At 33.9% G+C, this 18,699-nt stretch carries 16 protein-coding genes and 3 tRNA genes; 12 read left to right on the top strand and 7 right to left on the bottom strand.

The window, feature by feature from the left end:
• Positions 1-519 precede the first annotated feature (519 nt).
• The 7 genes from AB8B52_RS14625 (at position 520) to AB8B52_RS14595 (ending at position 6,131) form a co-directional block, all read left to right on the top strand.
• Positions 520-1,152 (top strand): peptidylprolyl isomerase, encoded by a 633-nt coding sequence (locus AB8B52_RS14625; RefSeq protein WP_406029423.1) that lies wholly within the window; start codon positions 520-522, stop codon positions 1,150-1,152.
• Positions 1,152-1,859, top strand: coding sequence for a 16S rRNA (uracil(1498)-N(3))-methyltransferase (locus AB8B52_RS14620; RefSeq protein WP_406029421.1), 708 nt, complete (start codon positions 1,152-1,154; stop codon positions 1,857-1,859). The genes AB8B52_RS14625 and AB8B52_RS14620 overlap by 1 nt, the downstream gene beginning before the upstream one ends.
• Positions 1,860-1,902: 43 nt before the next feature.
• Positions 1,903-2,544 carry a DUF4159 domain-containing protein gene (locus AB8B52_RS14615; protein ID WP_406029419.1) on the top strand — a complete coding sequence of 214 codons (642 nt, stop codon included), beginning with the start codon at positions 1,903-1,905 and terminating at the stop codon, positions 2,542-2,544.
• A 116-nt stretch (positions 2,545-2,660) separates the two neighbouring features.
• Positions 2,661-2,882 carry a hypothetical protein gene (locus AB8B52_RS14610; RefSeq protein ID WP_406029417.1) on the top strand — a complete coding sequence of 74 codons (222 nt, stop codon included), beginning with the start codon at positions 2,661-2,663 and terminating at the stop codon, positions 2,880-2,882.
• Positions 2,883-3,150: 268 nt separating this feature from the next.
• Positions 3,151-3,654 carry a TrmH family RNA methyltransferase gene (locus AB8B52_RS14605; RefSeq protein WP_406029415.1) on the top strand — a complete coding sequence of 168 codons (504 nt, stop codon included), beginning with the start codon at positions 3,151-3,153 and terminating at the stop codon, positions 3,652-3,654.
• 202 nt (positions 3,655-3,856) lie between these two features.
• Positions 3,857-4,945 carry an AI-2E family transporter gene (locus tag AB8B52_RS14600; protein ID WP_406029413.1) on the top strand — a complete coding sequence of 363 codons (1,089 nt, stop codon included), beginning with the start codon at positions 3,857-3,859 and terminating at the stop codon, positions 4,943-4,945.
• 7 nt (positions 4,946-4,952) lie between these two features.
• Positions 4,953-6,131, top strand: coding sequence for a THUMP-like domain-containing protein (locus tag AB8B52_RS14595; RefSeq protein ID WP_406029411.1), 1,179 nt, complete (start codon positions 4,953-4,955; stop codon positions 6,129-6,131).
• A gap of 188 nt (positions 6,132-6,319) precedes the next feature.
• Here AB8B52_RS14595 and pdeM read toward each other — a convergent pair whose 3' ends face one another.
• From pdeM to AB8B52_RS14570, 5 genes are all read right to left on the bottom strand, one after another.
• Positions 6,320-6,967 (bottom strand): ligase-associated DNA damage response endonuclease PdeM, encoded by a 648-nt coding sequence (gene pdeM, locus AB8B52_RS14590; RefSeq protein WP_406029410.1) that lies wholly within the window; start codon positions 6,965-6,967, stop codon positions 6,320-6,322.
• A 180-nt stretch (positions 6,968-7,147) separates the two neighbouring features.
• Positions 7,148-9,601, bottom strand: a complete 2,454-nt coding sequence (locus tag AB8B52_RS14585; protein WP_406029408.1) for a ligase-associated DNA damage response DEXH box helicase — start codon at positions 9,599-9,601, stop codon at positions 7,148-7,150.
• Complete coding sequence (locus tag AB8B52_RS14580; protein ID WP_406029406.1) at positions 9,598-11,187, bottom strand: ATP-dependent DNA ligase; 1,590 nt, start codon at positions 11,185-11,187, stop codon at positions 9,598-9,600. Before AB8B52_RS14580 ends, AB8B52_RS14585 begins: the two co-directional genes overlap by 4 nt.
• On the bottom strand, positions 11,184-12,221 hold the full coding sequence (locus AB8B52_RS14575) for a ligase-associated DNA damage response exonuclease (protein ID WP_406029404.1): 1,038 nt from the start codon (positions 12,219-12,221) through the stop codon (positions 11,184-11,186). Before AB8B52_RS14575 ends, AB8B52_RS14580 begins: the two co-directional genes overlap by 4 nt.
• Positions 12,222-12,302: 81 nt before the next feature.
• Positions 12,303-12,896 (bottom strand): hypothetical protein, encoded by a 594-nt coding sequence (locus AB8B52_RS14570; RefSeq protein ID WP_406029402.1) that lies wholly within the window; start codon positions 12,894-12,896, stop codon positions 12,303-12,305.
• A gap of 230 nt (positions 12,897-13,126) precedes the next feature.
• Here AB8B52_RS14570 and AB8B52_RS14565 point away from each other — a divergent pair.
• From AB8B52_RS14565 to AB8B52_RS14555, 3 genes are all read left to right on the top strand, one after another.
• Positions 13,127-13,215 (top strand) — tRNA-Ser (locus AB8B52_RS14565).
• 51 nt (positions 13,216-13,266) lie between these two features.
• Positions 13,267-13,341: transfer RNA gene (locus AB8B52_RS14560), tRNA-Pro, on the top strand.
• Between the two features lie 64 nt (positions 13,342-13,405).
• Positions 13,406-13,479 (top strand) — tRNA-Arg (locus tag AB8B52_RS14555).
• Between the two features lie 57 nt (positions 13,480-13,536).
• Here the strand turns inward: AB8B52_RS14555 and AB8B52_RS14550 are convergent.
• Complete coding sequence (locus tag AB8B52_RS14550) at positions 13,537-15,588, bottom strand: HD family phosphohydrolase (protein WP_406029400.1); 2,052 nt, start codon at positions 15,586-15,588, stop codon at positions 13,537-13,539.
• A 114-nt stretch (positions 15,589-15,702) separates the two neighbouring features.
• Between AB8B52_RS14550 and AB8B52_RS14545 the strand changes: the two genes are divergently transcribed.
• Positions 15,703-16,881 (top strand): acetyl-CoA C-acyltransferase, encoded by a 1,179-nt coding sequence (locus AB8B52_RS14545; protein ID WP_406029398.1) that lies wholly within the window; start codon positions 15,703-15,705, stop codon positions 16,879-16,881.
• Between the two features lie 8 nt (positions 16,882-16,889).
• On the top strand, positions 16,890-17,639 hold the full coding sequence (locus AB8B52_RS14540; RefSeq protein ID WP_406029396.1) for an NlpC/P60 family protein: 750 nt from the start codon (positions 16,890-16,892) through the stop codon (positions 17,637-17,639).
• 45 nt (positions 17,640-17,684) lie between these two features.
• Here the strand turns inward: AB8B52_RS14540 and AB8B52_RS14535 are convergent.
• On the bottom strand, positions 17,685-18,699 hold a 1,015-nt coding region (locus AB8B52_RS14535; protein ID WP_406029394.1), incomplete at its 5' end, for a tetratricopeptide repeat protein.

Genomic DNA, 18,699 nt, shown 5'->3' with positions numbered 1-18,699 from the left:
GTATTATGATATATTCTTTATTGTATGAAAGTGGAAGTAAAAGCAAATCTCAATTTTATTGAGGACAATTACTAATTGCATAGAAACGTACGACTCCTCTAGAGTCGAAAAATCGAAGCTCAAAAACATCTTTTTACAAGCGTTTGATACCTTTGGTATCATTGGTACTATGATATTTTTTTCACTGTTTCAATAAGCTCTTTTCTCGTTTTCAAATCCCAGAGAAATTTCATGTTTATAAAAAAATTAGGATACAAACTAAATTCGACTCCAGCGGAGTCGTACAATAATCACTATCAATTTTCGCAAAAAAATCACTAAAACAAAGCTTATATAAACTATACCCTTAATATTGTTAAAACATCTGTTAACATCCTTACAAATTTTCACTTCAATACCAAATTAAAATTTAGTTGCTTTGCATTGAACTTATCTAGTATTAAATATTTCATTAAACATTGAAATAAAAATGGTTCAGATGAGTTTATAGACCTAAATCGAATTAAATTTAAAACTAATATGAAGACATTATTTACGATTTTACTTTTAATACCTTTGATTACTTTTTCTCAAGAGTCTTTAGAACAGCAATTAGATTCTATTTCTACGGCTGATGAAGCCAATACATTTTTAAAGGCCAACAAACCAAAACAAGGCAAATTATTTACCTTTAATAAAAAGAAACATAAAACGCGATTGGCTAATGATTTATTCAGTCTTTCTAAAGGTGGCAAAAAAGTCGTAAGAACTGAATTTAAGAGAACGTATTACAAGGTCGTAGACAAATCAGATGTCATGTATTCTAAATTCAGTATTATTGTATTGGGTGATTCTGAAACTTCAAATGAAGCGCTTATCAGTAAACGAAACAAAGTCATGGCGCAATACAACGAAGGCTATCGTTTTAAAGATTTAGCGAAACACAATTCATCTCACCACACGGCAAAAAAAGGTGGTGATACGGGTTGGATTAAAGCAGGTGAGCTATCACCAGCTTTTGATGCTGTCGCTTTTAATGAAAATCATGAATTAAACGAGATATTTACGATAGACGATCCTGAAAATCAAATGTTCTATCTCGTGATTAAAACCGAAAACAAAACACCTATCGAAGAAATTACAGTGTTGAAATTTTCTGAATCTACAGAATAATGCAACTATTCTACAACCCAAATATTTCAGAAAACGATACCCATTTTAGTTTCGATAAAGATGAAAGTAAACACATCGCAAAAGTATTGCGAAAAAACCTTGGTGATGTTTTACAGATTACCAATGGCAAAGGCTGGCTTTTTACGGCAGAAATAACACGTGCCGAACCTAAGCATTGTAGTGTTTCGATTATAGCCCAACAATTTAAAGCCAAGCGAAACTATAACCTACATTTAGCTGTGGCACCCACCAAAATGAATGATCGCTACGAGTGGTTTTTAGAGAAAGCTACCGAAATTGGTATAGACAGCATCACACCTATTATTTGTGATCATAGTGAGCGTAAAGTGATAAAAACGGAACGTTTTGAAAAAATAATTCAATCCGCTATGAAACAATCCTTACAATGCTATTTACCTAAACTAAATGCAACTATAACTTTTAAGGATTTTATTAATCAAGATTTTACAAATCAATTATTTATTGCACATTGCGAAGAAACGGATAGAAAGTCTTTAAAATCACAACTACAGACGACCGCTACAGATTACACTATTTTAATCGGACCAGAAGGCGATTTTAGCGTTAAAGAAATTGAAATGGCTTTGCAACGCGATTTTATTCCTGTAACTTTGGGTAAAACACGTTTACGCACAGAGACTGCTGCAATTGCTGCTTGTCATTCCGTAGCATTTGCAAATGAATAGCGTACAACGCGTATTTAGTAAAAAACGAATTATATAGACGCCAATGAAAACCATTTTATCTCTTTTCTTTTCTCTATTTACTTTCGTCTTGTTTTCTCAAGACGTCGCTATTCTTAAATATAAAGGCGGTGGAGATTGGTATAGTAATCCAACAGCTTTGCCAAACTTAGTAAAGTATTGTAATGATAATATCAATACGAATATCAATGAAAGCATCCAAACCGTTGAAGCCGGAAGTACTGATATTTTTCAGTTTCCCTTGTTACATATGACGGGTCATGGCAATGTATTCTTCAGTGATGATGATGCCAAAAACTTACGGAACTATCTAATTTCAGGAGGTTTTCTTCATATTGATGATAATTATGGTATGGAACCTTACATTACCAAAGAACTTAAAAAGGTATTCCCAAATAATGAGTTCATTGAAATCCCTAAAGACCATAAAATTTTCAATTCCGCTTTTGAATTCCCAAAAGGCTTACCAAAAATCCATGAGCACGATGGAAAAGCACCGCAAGCCCTTGGTATTTTTCATGACAGCAGATTAGTGCTACTATTTACGTTTGAAAGTGATTTAGGTGATGGTTGGGAAGACCAAGAAGTACACAACGATCCTGAAGATGTGAGAGAGAAAGCGCTGAAAATGGGAGCCAATATTGTGAAGTATGCTTTTGAGAATTGAGTGGAAGCTGGAAGACAATTTACTAAACTTAAAAAAATGAAACTCAGCTACCGTTGTAATTCTTGTAAAAAGATAACGTCATTAAAACCAAAGCTACTGACAGGCATGGACTATTAATGGAAATAGGAACGAATGAGTTTCATGAACGTTGTAAACATTGTGGCCATCATACCAAAAAGCATATAAATAGATTATACGCAGATAATGATTATACTTTGGTATTTGTCGGACTTGGTATTGCTGCGGTTGCAACAGGCCTATTCTGGAATTTAGGCTTTATTTCTGGACTCACATTTGGAATTCCGATATGGTTTTGGTTCGAAATGAAGAAAAAATAGAGCATGTTTAATAAAACAATGGTTAAGTAATAATGAAGATCTTTTCAATTAAATATAAACTTGTTGCGTTAATATTAACGTTGGCTTTTACGTTTCAAATTATGGAATCTATAAATAGTCATACGTATTCTAGTGGAGTTTACAATATTCATTATCATTACACAATATCATGCTTTTCTTTCTTAGATTATGGCAAGAATCCGCACATGAATTTCAATTGTAATTACTAAATTATCGTTGAATATAAATTTAGTTTACGTCAAACTTTATGCAACTCACCCACTACAATTCTAGTTTTAAAAAACAAAAACACTCTATTAGCGTAGTTTGTGATAATGTCAACAACGCGCCTAATATTGGAAGTTTATTCAGAATCGCAGATGCTTTTGGTATTGAAGAACTTATATTTTGTGGTACCGATATGTCTTTAGGCAAACGTATGACGAAAACATCACGTTCTACTGAAAAGTATGTGAATTATAGTTTCAACACTAGTATAGAAACCCAAATTGAAAATTTAAAATCTCAAGATTACTATCTTATTGCTTTAGAAATTACAGAAAAAAGTGAATCTTTAGCCAGTTTTAAACTACAAACCAATCAACCTATCGCTTTAATTTTAGGTGATGAAAATTTTGGTGTGTCTGAAACCATTTTAAAACAAGTTGATGCTGTGGTGCATATTAACATGTATGGCAATAACAGTAGTATGAATGTAGTACAAGCCACAAGTATTGCGCTTTATGAATTTACAAAGCAGTTAAATTCTTAAAACTCCAAGGTTTTAAAAATCTCTTTAAAGTCCTAAAAACGTTACTAAATAATCAAACCTAAGCCCTAACCTTATGTCAACATCTTTAACTATATTTATCGTGTCGAATGGTTGTCCTAAAAATTTTATGACCCAAGAGAAGGATTAGGAGCAAACAATTGCGATAGCTACAGGAAACTATGCAAAAAAACAATAAAAACCCATGAAATCAAAAATCATAGCTAACGGCATTTTAAGAGCCTTAGGAATTCTATTAGCGATTGTACTGCTCTTATATTTCCTTTTTAAAATTCAATCAGTTATCGTTTATATTGCCGTTGCCGCAGTCATTTCATTGATCGGCAGACCAATCATCTTATTTTTAAGACAGCGTTTAAAATTCAACAATACGGTTGCCGTTGTCGTTACCATGATGTTATTGTTGGGTATTTTAGTTGGTTTAATTGGACTTTTTATTCCGCTCATTGTAGAACAAGGTCAAAATTTAGCCCTTCTCAACATTAACCAATTACAAGACAATATCGAAAATTTATATGACCAAATCATCACTTATTTTGAATTTAATAATATCGATGTAGAACAATCTATAAAAGATTCCAATTTACTTTCAAAGCTCGATTTTGCCATTATACCTAATTTTCTAAACACCTTCGTAAGCGGTTTGGGTAGTTTTAGTATTGGATTATTCTCAGTACTTTTTATATCTTTCTTTTTTCTAAAAGACAGTAAATTGTTTGAAGATGGCATTATGCTATTTGTACCAAATGGTAACGAAGCACGCTCTAAACGGTCTATCACAACCATTAAAGATTTATTATCGCGCTATTTTGTAGGTCTCATTTTTCAGATTCTAATATTATTTATTATTTATACCATCGTTCTTTTAGTTTTTGATATTGATAATGCTATCGTCATCGCTTTTTTATGTGCACTTCTAAATTTAGTGCCATACGTCGGCCCTTTAGTGAGTGGCTTTTTAATGCTACTATTAAGCATGTCTAGCAATTTAGGAGAAAGTTTTAGCGACGTTATTTTACCAAAAACAAGCTACGTAATGATAGGGTTTATCATTGCACAATTAGTAGATAATTTTTTTAGTCAGCCCTATATATTTTCAAAAAGTGTGAAGTCGCATCCATTAGAAATCTTCTTGGTCATCATCATTGCAGGCATCTTATTTGGTATTGTTGGTATGATCGTCGCCATACCTACATACACTGCAATAAAAGTAATTTTGAAAGAGTTTTTATCCGATTACAACATCGTGCAGAAATTAACCAAAGGCTTATAGTTTTCACTTGAATAAAGACATTTTACATATTGATATTCAGGAATTTATAAACATGAATCTAAATGCTGATATTTCAGATTTATTACTGAAAGGCATTCCGTTTGATACCGTAGATTCAAAATTAATCGTAGCACAAATTGAAGCGAAAAAACGTTGCGAAAAAAAATTACCAACATGGTTTCAAACTGAAAATATATACTATCCGAATAAACTTAATATTGAACAAACGTCTTCTGAAACAACGGCTAACTATAAAGCCCATTTAGTTTCGGGTAAAGCTCTTATTGATCTTACAGGAGGCTTTGGAGTGGACGCTTTTTACTTTGCTAAACAGGTTGAAAATATTATCCATTGTGAAATTAATTCAGAATTATCAACCCTTGTAAAACATAATTTTGAAGCTTTAAATATCAAAAATATCACCTGTATAAATGAAAACGGTATTGACGCTTTAAAACGAATCGACCAACCATTCGATTGGATTTATGTAGATCCTTCTCGAAGAGACACGGAAAAAAAGAAAGTATTTCTATTAGCAGACTGTGAACCTAATATTAAAACATTTCAAGGTTTATTTTTAAAATACGCTAAAAACGTAATGATTAAAACATCACCTTTATTAGATTTAACAGCAACACTTTCGGATTTAAAGTATGTAAAAGACATTCATGTGGTAGCCGTTAACAATGAAGTGAAAGAATTACTCTGGATTTTAGAGCGTAATTTTGAAGGCGACGTTAACGTGAAAACGGTCAACTTACATAAAGAAACTACCCAATATTTCGAATTTAATTTTAAAGATGAAACAGAAGCAAGAGTCACTTACAGTAAACCACTCACCTATTTGTACGAACCCAATTCTGCCGTTTTAAAATCTGGGAGTTTCAATTCGGTAAGTGAAAGTCTTGCTATTGATAAACTTCATAAACATTCCCATTTATACACGTCTGAGACACTATTAAATTTTCCAGGACGACGCTTTAAAATCGAAAAAGTATTACCATTTAATAAAAAAGCCTTCGCGAAGGAACGTATTACAAAAGCTAATGTGACTACTCGAAATTTTACATTATCCGTTGGTGATATTCGTAAAAAACTAAAAATTAAAGATGGTGGAAACGATTATTTGTTCTTCACATCGGATGTGAATGATGCTAAAATCATCATTGTTTGTTCGAAAGTTTGAAATTTTAAACGACAGAGATCAGTAGATAGCAACTGTCTGGTTGAGCGAAGTGAAAACCTACAAAAAGTACATCAATAGTTCTCGACTGCGCTCGAACGGACAATTACTAATAATACCAATATCATAGGATTAATAAATTATGAATTAATTTTTAGTCCGTATTTAACTACTGACGTCTGTTAAATGCATTAAAACTCAAATATAGAAGTATCGGTAAAGGCATAATTTTTACAATCTTTTGGCTCATTTCTCGTATTCAAACCTGTAAATAAACTAAATGCTGGCAAAATAAGTTGATTCTTCGTGACTTGAAAACAAGGCAATTTCAATTTCTGTTTTCCTTTTCCTTTAATCATAACACCAGGATGTGTGTGACCAGAAATAGAAAATAAATCCGTTTGTCTTTCTAAAGGTTCATGAACAAAACAAAATGGTGCAACCTCTAAAACGGTTTCAACTTTCATATTAAAATTTGTCATTATTTTTTCTGAAAGCAGATCGTGATTCCCTTTAATTAATGTGATTTCTAAATCTTCAAATTGAACGAGCCAATCTTTAAATGTAACCATATCACTATTATTTTCAGCATGAAATAAATCACCTACAATCCAGAGTTTTTTCGAATTAAAATGATCAATTAATCTTTTTAAACGTTCTAAATCTTTCTGAAGAATGGCATCTGGCATCGGAATACCGTGTTTTCTAAAATGAGCTGTTTTTCCGATATGTACATCAGATAAAACTAAAACATTTTCACGTTGCCAAAATAAAGCGCGTTGGTTGGTTAGCGTTAACGCTTCGTCTCTAATTATTATATCTTTTGTTTCTATATTCATTTATGAAAGACCATTAGAGTTTTAAAAACCTGAAAAGTCATTAATTATCTGAATTAAATTTTAGTATGTCTTTATCCTGCAAGGTTTCTAAAGCCTTTTAGGTATTTCTAGATAGGCTCTTAGTTCCTAAAGCAGACCTACAAGGTTTTTGAAACCTTGCAGGTCGTACCATTAAATTATTTAATCAATCTTAAACGCTTGATTTTTAATACGCTGAATTCGTTTATCTAAATTCTCATTACTCATGGTACCACGCAAGCTATCTACTTTTAATGGAAAACTCAACGGAGTAAATGATTTTGCACGTTTAATAATAATATTACTTTTTGAAATTCGGTCAAAAGCAGCCTGCAAACGCACTTCTTCTAGTTGTTGATTAAAAACTTCGGAATAGGCCTGTCTTAATAATAAATTTTCGGGTTCATAATCTTCTAAAACCCTGAATATTAATCCAGATGAGGACTGTAAGCTTTTATTGTTCTTTCTATTTCCAGGCTGGGATTGCACCACTAAACCTGCTATAACAGCAATATCTCTGAATTTACGCGAAGCCATTTCCGACGCATTGATACTCGCAATAACATCATCCATTAGGTTGTCTTTACTTAGTAATGCTGAAATATTGTCTTCAGAAATTGGAATGGGTTGATCGCTCAACAATTCAAATCCATAATCATTCATTGCAATGGTAAACGTTAAAGGGGTTAACTTACTCAATCGATATGCCATTAATGATGAAAATACTTCGTGAACCAAACGGCCTTCAAACGGATACATAAACACATGATGACCATCTTTTGTTTCAATTAATTCAATTAAAAATTCATCTGCTTTTGGAATGTGAGAATGTGCTGCTTGGCGTAACATTAACGGATTTAAAAATCGCAATTCCTTTTCTAGTCGAGCTGGCTCTAAAGCATCGGATAATTTCAACCTTAAAAAATGACTTAAATATGATGTTAAAGGCAAACGACCTCCTAACCAACTTGGTGATACTGCTTTTTTGGCCTTGCTTCGTTTTACCAAAGCGGTCATATCTTTAATTTGAACTAATTCTAGCACACGACCAGCTAAAATAAAACTGTCACCTGGTTTTAATTTTGAAATAAAGAACTCTTCAATCATACCAATATAACCACCTGAAAAGTATTTCACCATCATATTGGCTTCACTGACAATGGCACCAATATTCATGCGATGCAACATGCTGATACGTCGGCTTTTTACTTTGTAAAGGCCGTCGTCATCTAAAATGACTTTATGAAATTCTTCATAGGAATGTAAGGTTTTCCCGCCTTTGGTAATAAAATGCAAGCACCATTGCCAATCGTCTTCGGTAATGTAATGAAATGAATGAACTTCTTTAATCCGTTGGTACAACTCATCAGCATTAAAACCTTGACCAACGGCTAAAGTTACCATAAATTGCACCAACACGTCAAAAGTTAAAACCATGGGTTCGCGCGATTCAATCTGGTTTTCTTTTACAGCTGTTTTTAAAGCAGATACTTCTACCAACTCTAACGAATGTGTAGGAATAAAATAAATTTTAGAACGCTCGTAAGGAGAATGACCACTGCGACCAGCACGTTGCATAAAACGTGCAATGCCTTTTGCTGAACCAATCTGAATGACACAATCTACAGGTTTAAAATCGACACCTAAATCTAAGGACGACGTGCACACAACGGCTTTTAAATAACCGTTAGAAATACTATCTTCAATCCAATTTCGTAATTTTTTATCTATGGACCCGTGATGAATGGCTAAAAGTCCTGCTAATTCCGGATTCGCTTTTAATAGTAATTGGTACCATAATTCCGATTGTCCTCTGGTGTTCGTAAAAATCAACGTCGTAGTATTGGCTTCAATAATTGGCAGAATTTTATCAACCATTTTTCCACCTAAGTGACCTGCCCAAGGCAAAACTTCGATTTCGTCTGGTAATACGGAAACGATATCTATTTTCTTCTTTTCTTTTGCCGTGACTTGGGTGACTTTTAAATCTGAATACGGTAATAACACCTGCTTTGCCTCTTCTAAATTTCCGATGGTTGCTGTGATGCCCCAAATTTGAAGTTTTGGTGAATAATGACGTAATTGAGATATGGCTAACTCTGTAAGAATCCCTCTTTTATTACCTAATAATTCGTGCCACTCATCAATAGCAACGCACTTTACTCCTTTAAAAAAGCGTTGATTTTTCTTTTGCGAAAACATGAGGTGAAGCGTTTCGGGAGTCGTTAACAACACATCTGGCATTAAACGTTCTTGCTTTCTCCTTACGCTTGATGGTGTATCGCCATTTCTCACTTGTACTGACCAATCTAAGCCAATTTCTTCCACAGCTTCTGTCATGGCTTTGGCTAAGTCTTTCGCTAAACTTCTTAATGGACTAATCCATAGTAATTTTAAGCCTTTTGGATATGTTTCAGGATGATTTAAATAATCGATAACCACGGCTAAAAACACTGAGAATGTTTTACCGAAACCTGTTGGAGCGATAACCATTCCGCTATAACCATTTGCATAGCGTTGCCAGGTCTGACTTTGAAACGGAAACGGAGCCTGTGCTTTTTCTGCCATCCAATTATGGATGATTGTTAATCCTGTGCTGTCTTTAAATTTACTCAAGGTGCAGTAATCAGTTGTGTTACAGTTTCTATGGTATCTATTTCATCGACTGGTTTATCTTTTCGCCAACGTTTAATTCTTGGAAAACGCAAAGCGACACCTGATTTGTGTCGTTTGCTAAATGCGATCCCTTCAAACGCAATTTCGAAAACTAATTCTGGTTTTACCGTTCGTACAGGTCCAAATTTCTCAATCGCATTTTTGTTGACCCAGCGCGACACGTCTGTAATTTCTTTATCTGTTAAACCCGAATACGCTTTGGCAACCGTTACTAATTTATCATCTTTTTTTACTGCAAACGTGTAGTCTGTGTATTTTGAACTGCGACGACCACTGCCCTTTTGAGCATAAATCATAACCGCATCAATCGTTAAGGGTTCTACTTTCCATTTCCACCAATCTCCTTTTTTTCGTCCGGTATGATAGGGAGATGCCTTCTGTTTTAGCATTAAACCTTCACTATTTATGGAACGCGAATTTTCTCGAATGGTATGTAGTTCTTCCCACTGATTAAATTCTACTAAAAAAGAGAGTTCTAAATTATGTTGTGGTGCTATGGATTTAAAAAGTTGTTCTAAAACGGAACGTCGCTCAACCATCGGTTTTGAACGCATATCTTCATCATTAAATTCCAGAATATCATACATATAAAACCCTACTGGAATTTCTTCCAAAAGTTTTTTAGTCACATTTTTCCGATTCAATCGTTTTTGCAAATCGTTGAATAAGAGCACGGCATTATCTTTCATAGCGAGAATTTCACCATCAATGACAAAGTCGTCTTTAAATTTTGAAATCGATTCTACCAATTCTGGAAATTGCTCAGTAACCAATTCTTCACCACGCGACCAAATATAAATTTCATTATTTCGTTTTACAATTTGACCTCTAATGCCATCCCATTTTTGCTCCACCATCCAATATTCGGGCTTACCTAATTCTGGTAATTCTTTTTCTAAAGCATAGGCTAAACAAAATGGGTAAGGTTTAGAATTATCATAATTAATGTGCGATCCATTAATCAATTCAACAAACGAAATGGCATCTATATCCCAATTACCAATAATACTATGCATTAATTGATTGGCATCTATATTGGTGAGCTTAGCTAGTGCGTTGACTAAGGTTTTCTTTGAGACTCCAATTCTAAAACTGCCACCAATGAGTTTATTAAAGATGAGACGTTCTTGTTGTTGCAGACCAGACCAAACTTTTAAAACGTAATCTTTTTTTTCATCATCAGATTTTGGTTTTAAAGCTTTTAATTCAGTCATCCAATCGTTCAAAGACAATTCAATTTCGGTTGTTGGTTCTGGTAAAAGTAGCGCAATGGTTTCGCCCAAATCACCAACCGTACTGTAGCTTTCTAAAAATAGCCATTCGGGTAATTCGGTAATTTCCATACACCATTGTTTCATCAAGGTGGTTTTTACGGGTCGTGATGGTCGTTTTCCTGTAAATAATGCAATTAGCCATAATTTATCTTTCTCAGGTGCCGTTTCAAAATAGTGAACCAAAGCATCAATTTTTGCATTGGTTTTATTCGTAATTTCTATAGCACTGATCAATTGAGAGAATTGTTTCATACGTCCACCTGTATTTCAGATTCCTTTTCAGCTTTTACCATTGCTTCATCTCCATAATCGGTTTTTAGTTCGTCCGCTTTAATCCCAATTTCATTCAAATATTTTGAAAATATGGCTTGCGAACCATGCGTAACATAAACTTGTTCAGCCTCTGTGGCTTTAACGGCTGAAATTAAACCATTCCAATCTGCATGATCACTCACGGCAAACCCAGCATCAACCGATTGCCAGCGTTTATTACCTCTAATTTGCATCCAACCCGAACAAATGGCTGTGGCTGAGTTTGGCACACGTTTCAATAGTCTTGAGCCTAATAAACCTGGTGGCATAATGATAATTTTATTTTGAAGTCCTTTTTTATCAAAATCGTTGGTGAGTAAAGTCGTATTCGGTAATTTAAATCCAGAATTGGAAATAGCTTCATTTAAATTATGAATGGCACGATGCACGTAAATTTCATCTACACCCTCCAACAATGACATTAAACGCTGTGCTTTTCCTAAAGAATACCCAAGAAAAACAGATGTTCTATTGTTTTCTTTATTGCTTTTAACCCATTGCTGCAATTCTGATTGTAAATCTTTTTCGCTTTTCCATTTATAAATGGGTAAACCGAAGGTACTTTCAGTAATAAAAGTGTTGCATTTTACAGGTTCGTAGGGTGTTGAAATAAAATCGGGTTGGGTTTTATAATCGCCCGAAAAAACAACAACGTAACCTTTATATTCTAATCTAATTTGAGCAGAACCAATAACATGGCCAGCTGGATGAAAACTTACTTTTACACCATTAATTGAAAGAGGTTCATTATAGCCAAGGCTTTCTATTTTAATGTCTCTACCGATACGATGTTGTAAAATTGCTTTTGAATCATTTTGGCATAAGTAGCGTTTCATTCCCCAACGTGCATGGTCTGCGTGTCCATGAGAAATTACGGCATAATCAACAGGATACCAAGGGTCTAAATAAAAATTTCCTTGAGGGCAATAGATCCCCTTTTTTGTAAATTTGATGAGTTGGTTTTCTCTTATCATAGCGCCTGTAAGCTATTAAAAAAGCTACACTTTGATTAGTAAAATAACGTTAAAGTTTCATAGAATAAAAGGCTCTAAAGATTATAAAAATCCTTTTTGAGCAATCAACATTTCACGTCCCCAAAGTTTTACTAAATACGAAATATCAATGGGAAAGAATGATGAAGAACCATCCTTATTATATTTTACAGGACATTCTATGCGTTCATCATTTAAAATCCGACATGTATTTTGTCCATTATCTGAAATAATAATATGCTTTGAATCTAACTTTTCATAAACTCTCTTTAAATCGATAATCGCATACTTTAAAAATTTAGAGTGCTTATTGATATCGTCTTTAGAGCTGTCTAAAATACCATAGGTAAAATAATGCGCTTTCATTTTATAGTATTCAGACGCTTTACGAGATTCTACTTTATTGTCGTCCCGTCGGTAACGAATGGTGAAATCGGTAAATCCTTTATATTTTTCTTCTCTAAAGCGCTCTTGAACGCTCATTACGGCATTTCCATTTCTAAAAACATAGTCAATGCCGTTCATCATATCAATATACTTTGCATAATCCTCTTTTAACTTTACTTCTTTCCACTCTAAGGGAGTGTAAATTTGAGGCACTGCTAGGTACTTGTGAACATAGTCTGTAAAATCTCTATCATTTCTATAACTGGACATTTTCTAATATGATCTACTTAAAATACAGGCTTAATTGTTTCGAGAGCAACCACCTAAAGATATAAAAAAATGAAAAGCAAAAAAGCATATCTTATTGATAAATATAGACTTAATTTGAAGTTCTAAACTATTCAGCTATTTTTTAGAAAAAACTCAAAAAATTTGTTGCGTTCTTTAAAATGTTCAGTTACATTTGCATCCGCAATTAAAGGAATGTTCTTTTAAATATTGGAGAGGTGCCTGAGTGGCCGAAAGGAACGGTTTGCTAAATCGTCGTAGGTGGAAACACTTACCCAGGGTTCGAATCCCTGTCTCTCCGCAAATTTTACTGCAGCTTTTGCGACTGTAAGTAATTATAGATAATCAAATTCGGGGTGTAGCGTAGCCCGGTTATCGCGCCACGTTTGGGACGTGGAGGCCGCAGGTTCGAATCCTGCCACCCCGACTTTATTCTTCATAGCTTAAGCAAAGAAGAGTTTTTATTAAATTTTTTAGAGTTTACTCTAAATGGTCGCATAGCTCAGCTGGATAGAGCACCTGCCTTCTAAGCAGGCGGTCCTAGGTTCGAATCCTAGTGCGATCACAAGAAGCCTTACTAGAAATAGTGAGGCTTTTTTGTGTTTGATAAGTCTTCTGACTTTTATTCAGGATACTCAATCCTTAAGTGATAAATATTTGCTAACTTAGATTTTAGCACCTTTTTTATAGACTGTATTTCTTTAAACGTAATATCTGCATTTAAAAACTGTCCATTTTCCATTTGCTTATTAATAATATTTTCCACAAAATCGTTAATCTTAGTACTTGTAGGCTCTTTTAAACTTTTAGAAGCGGCTTCAACACTATCACACATCATGAGTATGGCTGTTTCTTTACTAAAAGGTGTTGGTCCAGGATAAGTAAAATCGTTAATATCAACATTTTCATTACTCGCTTTTTCTTTCATATAGAAATAATACACTAAACTCGTTCCGTGATGTGTTCTTATAAAATCAATGACACGATCTGGGAGATTATATTTCTTGGCGATTTCTATTCCTTTTAAAGTATGGTCTATAATTATTTTTGCACTTTCTTTACTCGATAGTTCGTCATGAGGATTGATTCCTGTGCTCTGATTTTCCGTGAAATAAGTCGGATTATTCATCTTACCAATATCATGATACAATGCTCCTACTCTAATGAGCATGGCGTTTGCACCAATTTCGTTGGCTGACGCTTCTGCCAAATTTGCTACATTTAATGAATGATGAAATGTTCCTGGTGCACGATTGGATAATTCTTTTAATAGTTTTGTGTTTGTATCGGAAAGCTCTAACAAGGATACATCCGATACAAGTCCAAAGATTTTTTCATAAATATAAATTAAGGGCTGAACAAATAATGTCGCTAAACCACACAAGATAAATAAGCCAAATGTTTCCCACTTTAATCCTGTGAGTTGCCCCTCATGAATCACAAAAAAAGCGAAATATGCTATGATATAAATAAAGGTAATCTGACCTACTGAAATAAAAAGGTTGGCTCTTTTATATAATTCTGAAACCGTTAAAATGGTCACCATTCCCGCAATAATCTGAAGAAACATATATTCATAACTATTTGGGACTATAAAACCTAGAAGTAATACCGTTAATACATGCGCAAAAAGTCCTAATCTAGCATCAAAAAAGGCTTTCAAAACCAATGGTAAAATACATAAGGGTACAACATAGATGTATTGAGAATTGTAGTTAATTACCAGTGTCGTCAAAAAAATCATCAATACGATATTGAAAAATATAAAAGTGACTTTAGTATTATTTAAAAATACTTCAATCCTGTATTTTCTTAAAAACAACAGTAGCATTAAAAGAGCCAATGCAACTAACAAAGTATATGCTACAAGAACCCAGTTGTAATTAGCTGAATTCCAAACTTGAGACTCATATTCTAATTTTAAAGAACTTAAAACATCGTACTGATCTTCTTCAATAACTTGTCCTTTTGAAACTATAAGTTGGTCTTTTTCAATACGCCCTCTAGTCAGTGAAATTTGAGATAACCCTTCTTGAAGTGTTTGTTCGCTTAAACTTTTATTAAGCTTTGTATTGGGTTTTATAACATCAAAAAATATAGATATGAGTTTCTTTTTATCATCGTTAGATCCGACGGTAGTTAATTCGTTTTCAACCCATTCTCTCCATTCATTCAATTCAAATAAACGTTCATATTCTAACTCTTTATAAACCTGATTAGACCTTGTTAAAATTGACCGTTTATTATCAGAATAATTATAATCCAAATCTAAAACTCCAGAATTATAAAGTTCATTAATCAATAATTTCCCTTTAGTATATAAATCTGAATTTTCAATATTTACATCACTAGAGTCATCAAAAACCTGATTAAATCGTATTAAATACTTAGATAATACGGCATCTTTGACACCATTTGAAACCTCAAAATAAACCGGACTTTCATTTTTAATTTCAAGCTTTTCTTTCTCAATTTCTTCTTGAGATTTCTTAATAGCGAAATTAAAAGGTGCATATAAGTTCTCAGATTGCCAAGGTTTCCCTTTTTCAAAAGAGTATCTAAATTTACCCGTTTTAGGAAAGAGGTAGACGATAAATAAAGTTGTTACCAAGAACAACAATATTTTATAGACCAAAGCGTGGTTTTTATACCATTTATTTAAGAACACATTCATATATAACCAAATGTAATAAATAATAGAATTTTAGAAGGCTAATATCAATAATTCATTCTCAAATCTCTTAAAAAATGTTTAATTTCGCTTCCATTAAGAAAAAATCAGATTACTATGAATAAGGACGTTGTTATAGTTTCAGCTGTTAGAACACCCATCGGAAGTTTTTTAGGAAGTTTATCTTCTGTAACTGCACCTCAATTAGGAGCTGTAGCTATAAAAGGAGCTTTGCAAAAAATTAATTTGAAGCCAGAGCTAGTTGATGAAGTTATTATGGGTCATGTCGTCCAATCAGGTACAGGACAAGCACCAGCAAGACAGGCAGCGATTTATGCAGGTCTTCCAAACACAGTGCCTTGTACTACTATAAATAAAGTTTGTGCCTCTGGCATGAAAGCGGTGATGCAAGCAGCACAAGCGATACAATTAGGTGATGCCGATATCATTGTTGCTGGTGGTATGGAAAATATGAGTGCTATTCCTCATTATTATCATGCACGAAGTGCTACTAAATTTGGACCTGCCACCTTAGAAGATGGCATGCAAAAAGATGGTTTAGTAGATGCTTATGATAAAAATGCCATGGGTGTTTCTGCGGATGCTTGTGCCTCTGAATATAAATTTTCTAGAGAAGATCAGGATGCTTATGCAGTTCAATCTTATGAGCGTGCTAAAGCCGCTTGGGATAGTGGTAAGTTTGACAATGAGGTTGTGCCAGTAGAAGTACCTCAGCGTCGTGGTGAACCAATAATTGTAAGCAAAGACGAAGAATATGCAAACGTTAGAATGGACAAGATACCAGCGTTGCGTCCGGCTTTTACTAAAGATGGTACCGTAACCGCGGCAAACGCATCGACTATAAACGATGGTGCAGCTGCCATGGTTTTAATGAGTAGAGAAAAGGCGAATGCATTGGGATTAACACCTATAGCAACAATAAAAGGTTATGCCGATGCTGCACACGAACCAAAATGGTTTACAACTGCTCCTGCTAAAGCGTTACCAAAAGCACTGGCAAAAGCTAACATCTCATTAGAAAACGTTGATTATTTCGAATTTAATGAAGCATTTTCAGTGGTTGGCTTAGCCAATATGAAACTATTAGGATTAAATGATAGTAACGTAAACGTTAATGGAGGGGCTGTATCTTTAGGTCATCCACTTGGATGTTCTGGTGTTCGAATTTTAGTCACTTTAATTAATGTACTACAACAAAATAATGCCAAAATAGGTGCTGCTGCGATTTGCAATGGTGGTGGTGGAGCTTCTGCTATGGTATTAGAACGCGATTAATCAAAATTATGCAATACGGTATTTGCAATCTTGGAATTGTACCTATACGATTAGAACCTAGCGACACCAGTGAAATGGTAACGCAAGCGTTGTATGGTGATATTTTTAAGGTGCTCGAACAGCGTAAAAAATGGAGTCGTATTCGATTTGCCTTTGACAATTATGAAGGTTGGATCGATAACAAACAATATTTTGAAATTGACGAGTTTAGTTATAAAGAATTAAAATCAGCTGATATCAATTTATCAAAAGATTTAGTTGAATTTGTGTCGGACACTTCTAATAACTTATACCCAATTCCTGTTGGATCTAATTTAAATGGGTTATCGCTCTTAAAACATCAATTTGACGGTGCTTCCGTGACAACGAAAAGCAATAAAACAAATATTGTAAAGTCATCATTTCTATTTTTAAACGCTCCATATCTTTGGGGTGGAAAAACACCTTTTGGAATTGACTGTTCTGGCTTTACACAAATGGTGTATAAACTTAATGGTTACAAACTATTTAGAGATGCCTCTCAACAAGCTAGTCAAGGTGAAGCCTTAAGTTTTATAGAAGAAAGTGAGCCTGGTGATTTGGCCTTTTTTGACAATGCAGAAGGTCATATTACTCATGTTGGTATTATAATGGAAGATAATCATATTATCCACGCACATGGAAAAGTAAGAATTGACAGATTAGACCATAGTGGTATTTATAATGTGGACAAAAATATACATACCCATAAGTTGAGAGTTATTAAAAAAATTGTATAAAAAAAGCGACATTATTGTCGCTTTTTTAAACCAAAATTATAATTATTAATTACCAGCGGAAGCTTCCATTTGTTCAACTTTAGACTTCATTGCTTTAAATTTATCTGTTTCACCTAAGGCACTATAAATATTCATTAAAGTTCTAGCTGTATCAATATTAGATTTTTTTAATTCTAGGGCTTTTTCCAAAAACGGAATTGCCTCTTGATATAATTGTGTGCGTTGTTCTTTCAATTCGTCATACTTTCTGTTATCCGCAGAACTCGTGCCTAAACCGTTCATTTGTTCAACTATTCCCGCTTCGCCTTGTAATATAGCAACCGCAATATTGTTGTAAGCATCAGCATAACTTGGATTAATAGCAATCGCCTTTTTATAATATTTTCTAGCATCTTCATTGTTTCCACCTTCTGCAGCTAATACACCTAAATTATATTGTAATTCTGCATTAGTAGGATCTTTTTCAGTAGCCTCTTCCATCAATGCTTTAAACTTGTCTTTATTACCCATTTTAAGATAAACATTCGCTTCGGATAATAACAATCCTATGTCCTCTGGATTTTCAGCCCTTGCATCTGCCATAGCACCTAGTGCTTTTTCATTTTTTCCCTGTGACACATAAATTAAGGCAATATTTTTTACAATTTCAGCTGTTTTAGCTTCACTTTTTTTATCTGTTGGTTTAATATGTGTTTTTGCAATATTTACAGACAGATCTCTTGCCGTTTTATCACCAAAGGCTTCTTCTTCACCAGATTCAACATTAGTAGCACAGTAATTAATTTGAACACCACTGTACCCCAAGTTCTTCAACTCAATATAGTAATCTAAAGCTGTATCATAATCTCGATCGGTTACCGCTGAAGACGCTGCATAATATAAGTACAAGGTGTCTTTTGGAGACATACGATAGACCTTTTCAAAACCTTTAGCCGCAGCTTTGTAATTCTTATTAGTAAATGCATTATTAGCTTTAGTTAAAAATGTATTTACCATGCCTGTAGTCATAGTGTTGGCTTCTTGAGTATATTTCAATTTACCCATTTTAGATTCTAATTCT

The organism is Winogradskyella sp., from assembly GCF_045105575.1.
Taxonomy (GTDB): domain Bacteria; phylum Bacteroidota; class Bacteroidia; order Flavobacteriales; family Flavobacteriaceae; genus Winogradskyella.
The sequence above is the reverse complement of the archived record's forward strand: the minus strand, read 5'-3'. Positions and strand labels throughout refer to the sequence as shown.

Bases quoted from the DNA above. Each gene is read 5' to 3' on its own strand.
- AB8B52_RS14605 (WP_406029415.1), top strand. From the start codon at position 3,151: ATGCAACTCACCCACTACAATTCTAGTTTTAAAAAACAAAAACACTCT.
- AB8B52_RS14550 (WP_406029400.1), bottom strand. From the start codon at position 15,588: ATGAATGTGTTCTTAAATAAATGGTATAAAAACCACGCTTTGGTCTAT.
- AB8B52_RS14540 (WP_406029396.1), top strand. From the start codon at position 16,890: ATGCAATACGGTATTTGCAATCTTGGAATTGTACCTATACGATTAGAA.
- AB8B52_RS14620 (WP_406029421.1), top strand. From the start codon at position 1,152: ATGCAACTATTCTACAACCCAAATATTTCAGAAAACGATACCCATTTT.
- AB8B52_RS14600 (WP_406029413.1), top strand. From the start codon at position 3,857: ATGAAATCAAAAATCATAGCTAACGGCATTTTAAGAGCCTTAGGAATT.
- AB8B52_RS14570 (WP_406029402.1), bottom strand. From the start codon at position 12,896: ATGTCCAGTTATAGAAATGATAGAGATTTTACAGACTATGTTCACAAG.
- AB8B52_RS14625 (WP_406029423.1), top strand. From the start codon at position 520: ATGAAGACATTATTTACGATTTTACTTTTAATACCTTTGATTACTTTT.
- pdeM (WP_406029410.1), bottom strand. From the start codon at position 6,967: ATGAATATAGAAACAAAAGATATAATAATTAGAGACGAAGCGTTAACG.
- AB8B52_RS14575 (WP_406029404.1), bottom strand. From the start codon at position 12,221: ATGATAAGAGAAAACCAACTCATCAAATTTACAAAAAAGGGGATCTAT.
- AB8B52_RS14580 (WP_406029406.1), bottom strand. From the start codon at position 11,187: ATGAAACAATTCTCTCAATTGATCAGTGCTATAGAAATTACGAATAAA.
- AB8B52_RS14610 (WP_406029417.1), top strand. From the start codon at position 2,661: ATGGAAATAGGAACGAATGAGTTTCATGAACGTTGTAAACATTGTGGC.
- AB8B52_RS14615 (WP_406029419.1), top strand. From the start codon at position 1,903: ATGAAAACCATTTTATCTCTTTTCTTTTCTCTATTTACTTTCGTCTTG.
- AB8B52_RS14545 (WP_406029398.1), top strand. From the start codon at position 15,703: ATGAATAAGGACGTTGTTATAGTTTCAGCTGTTAGAACACCCATCGGA.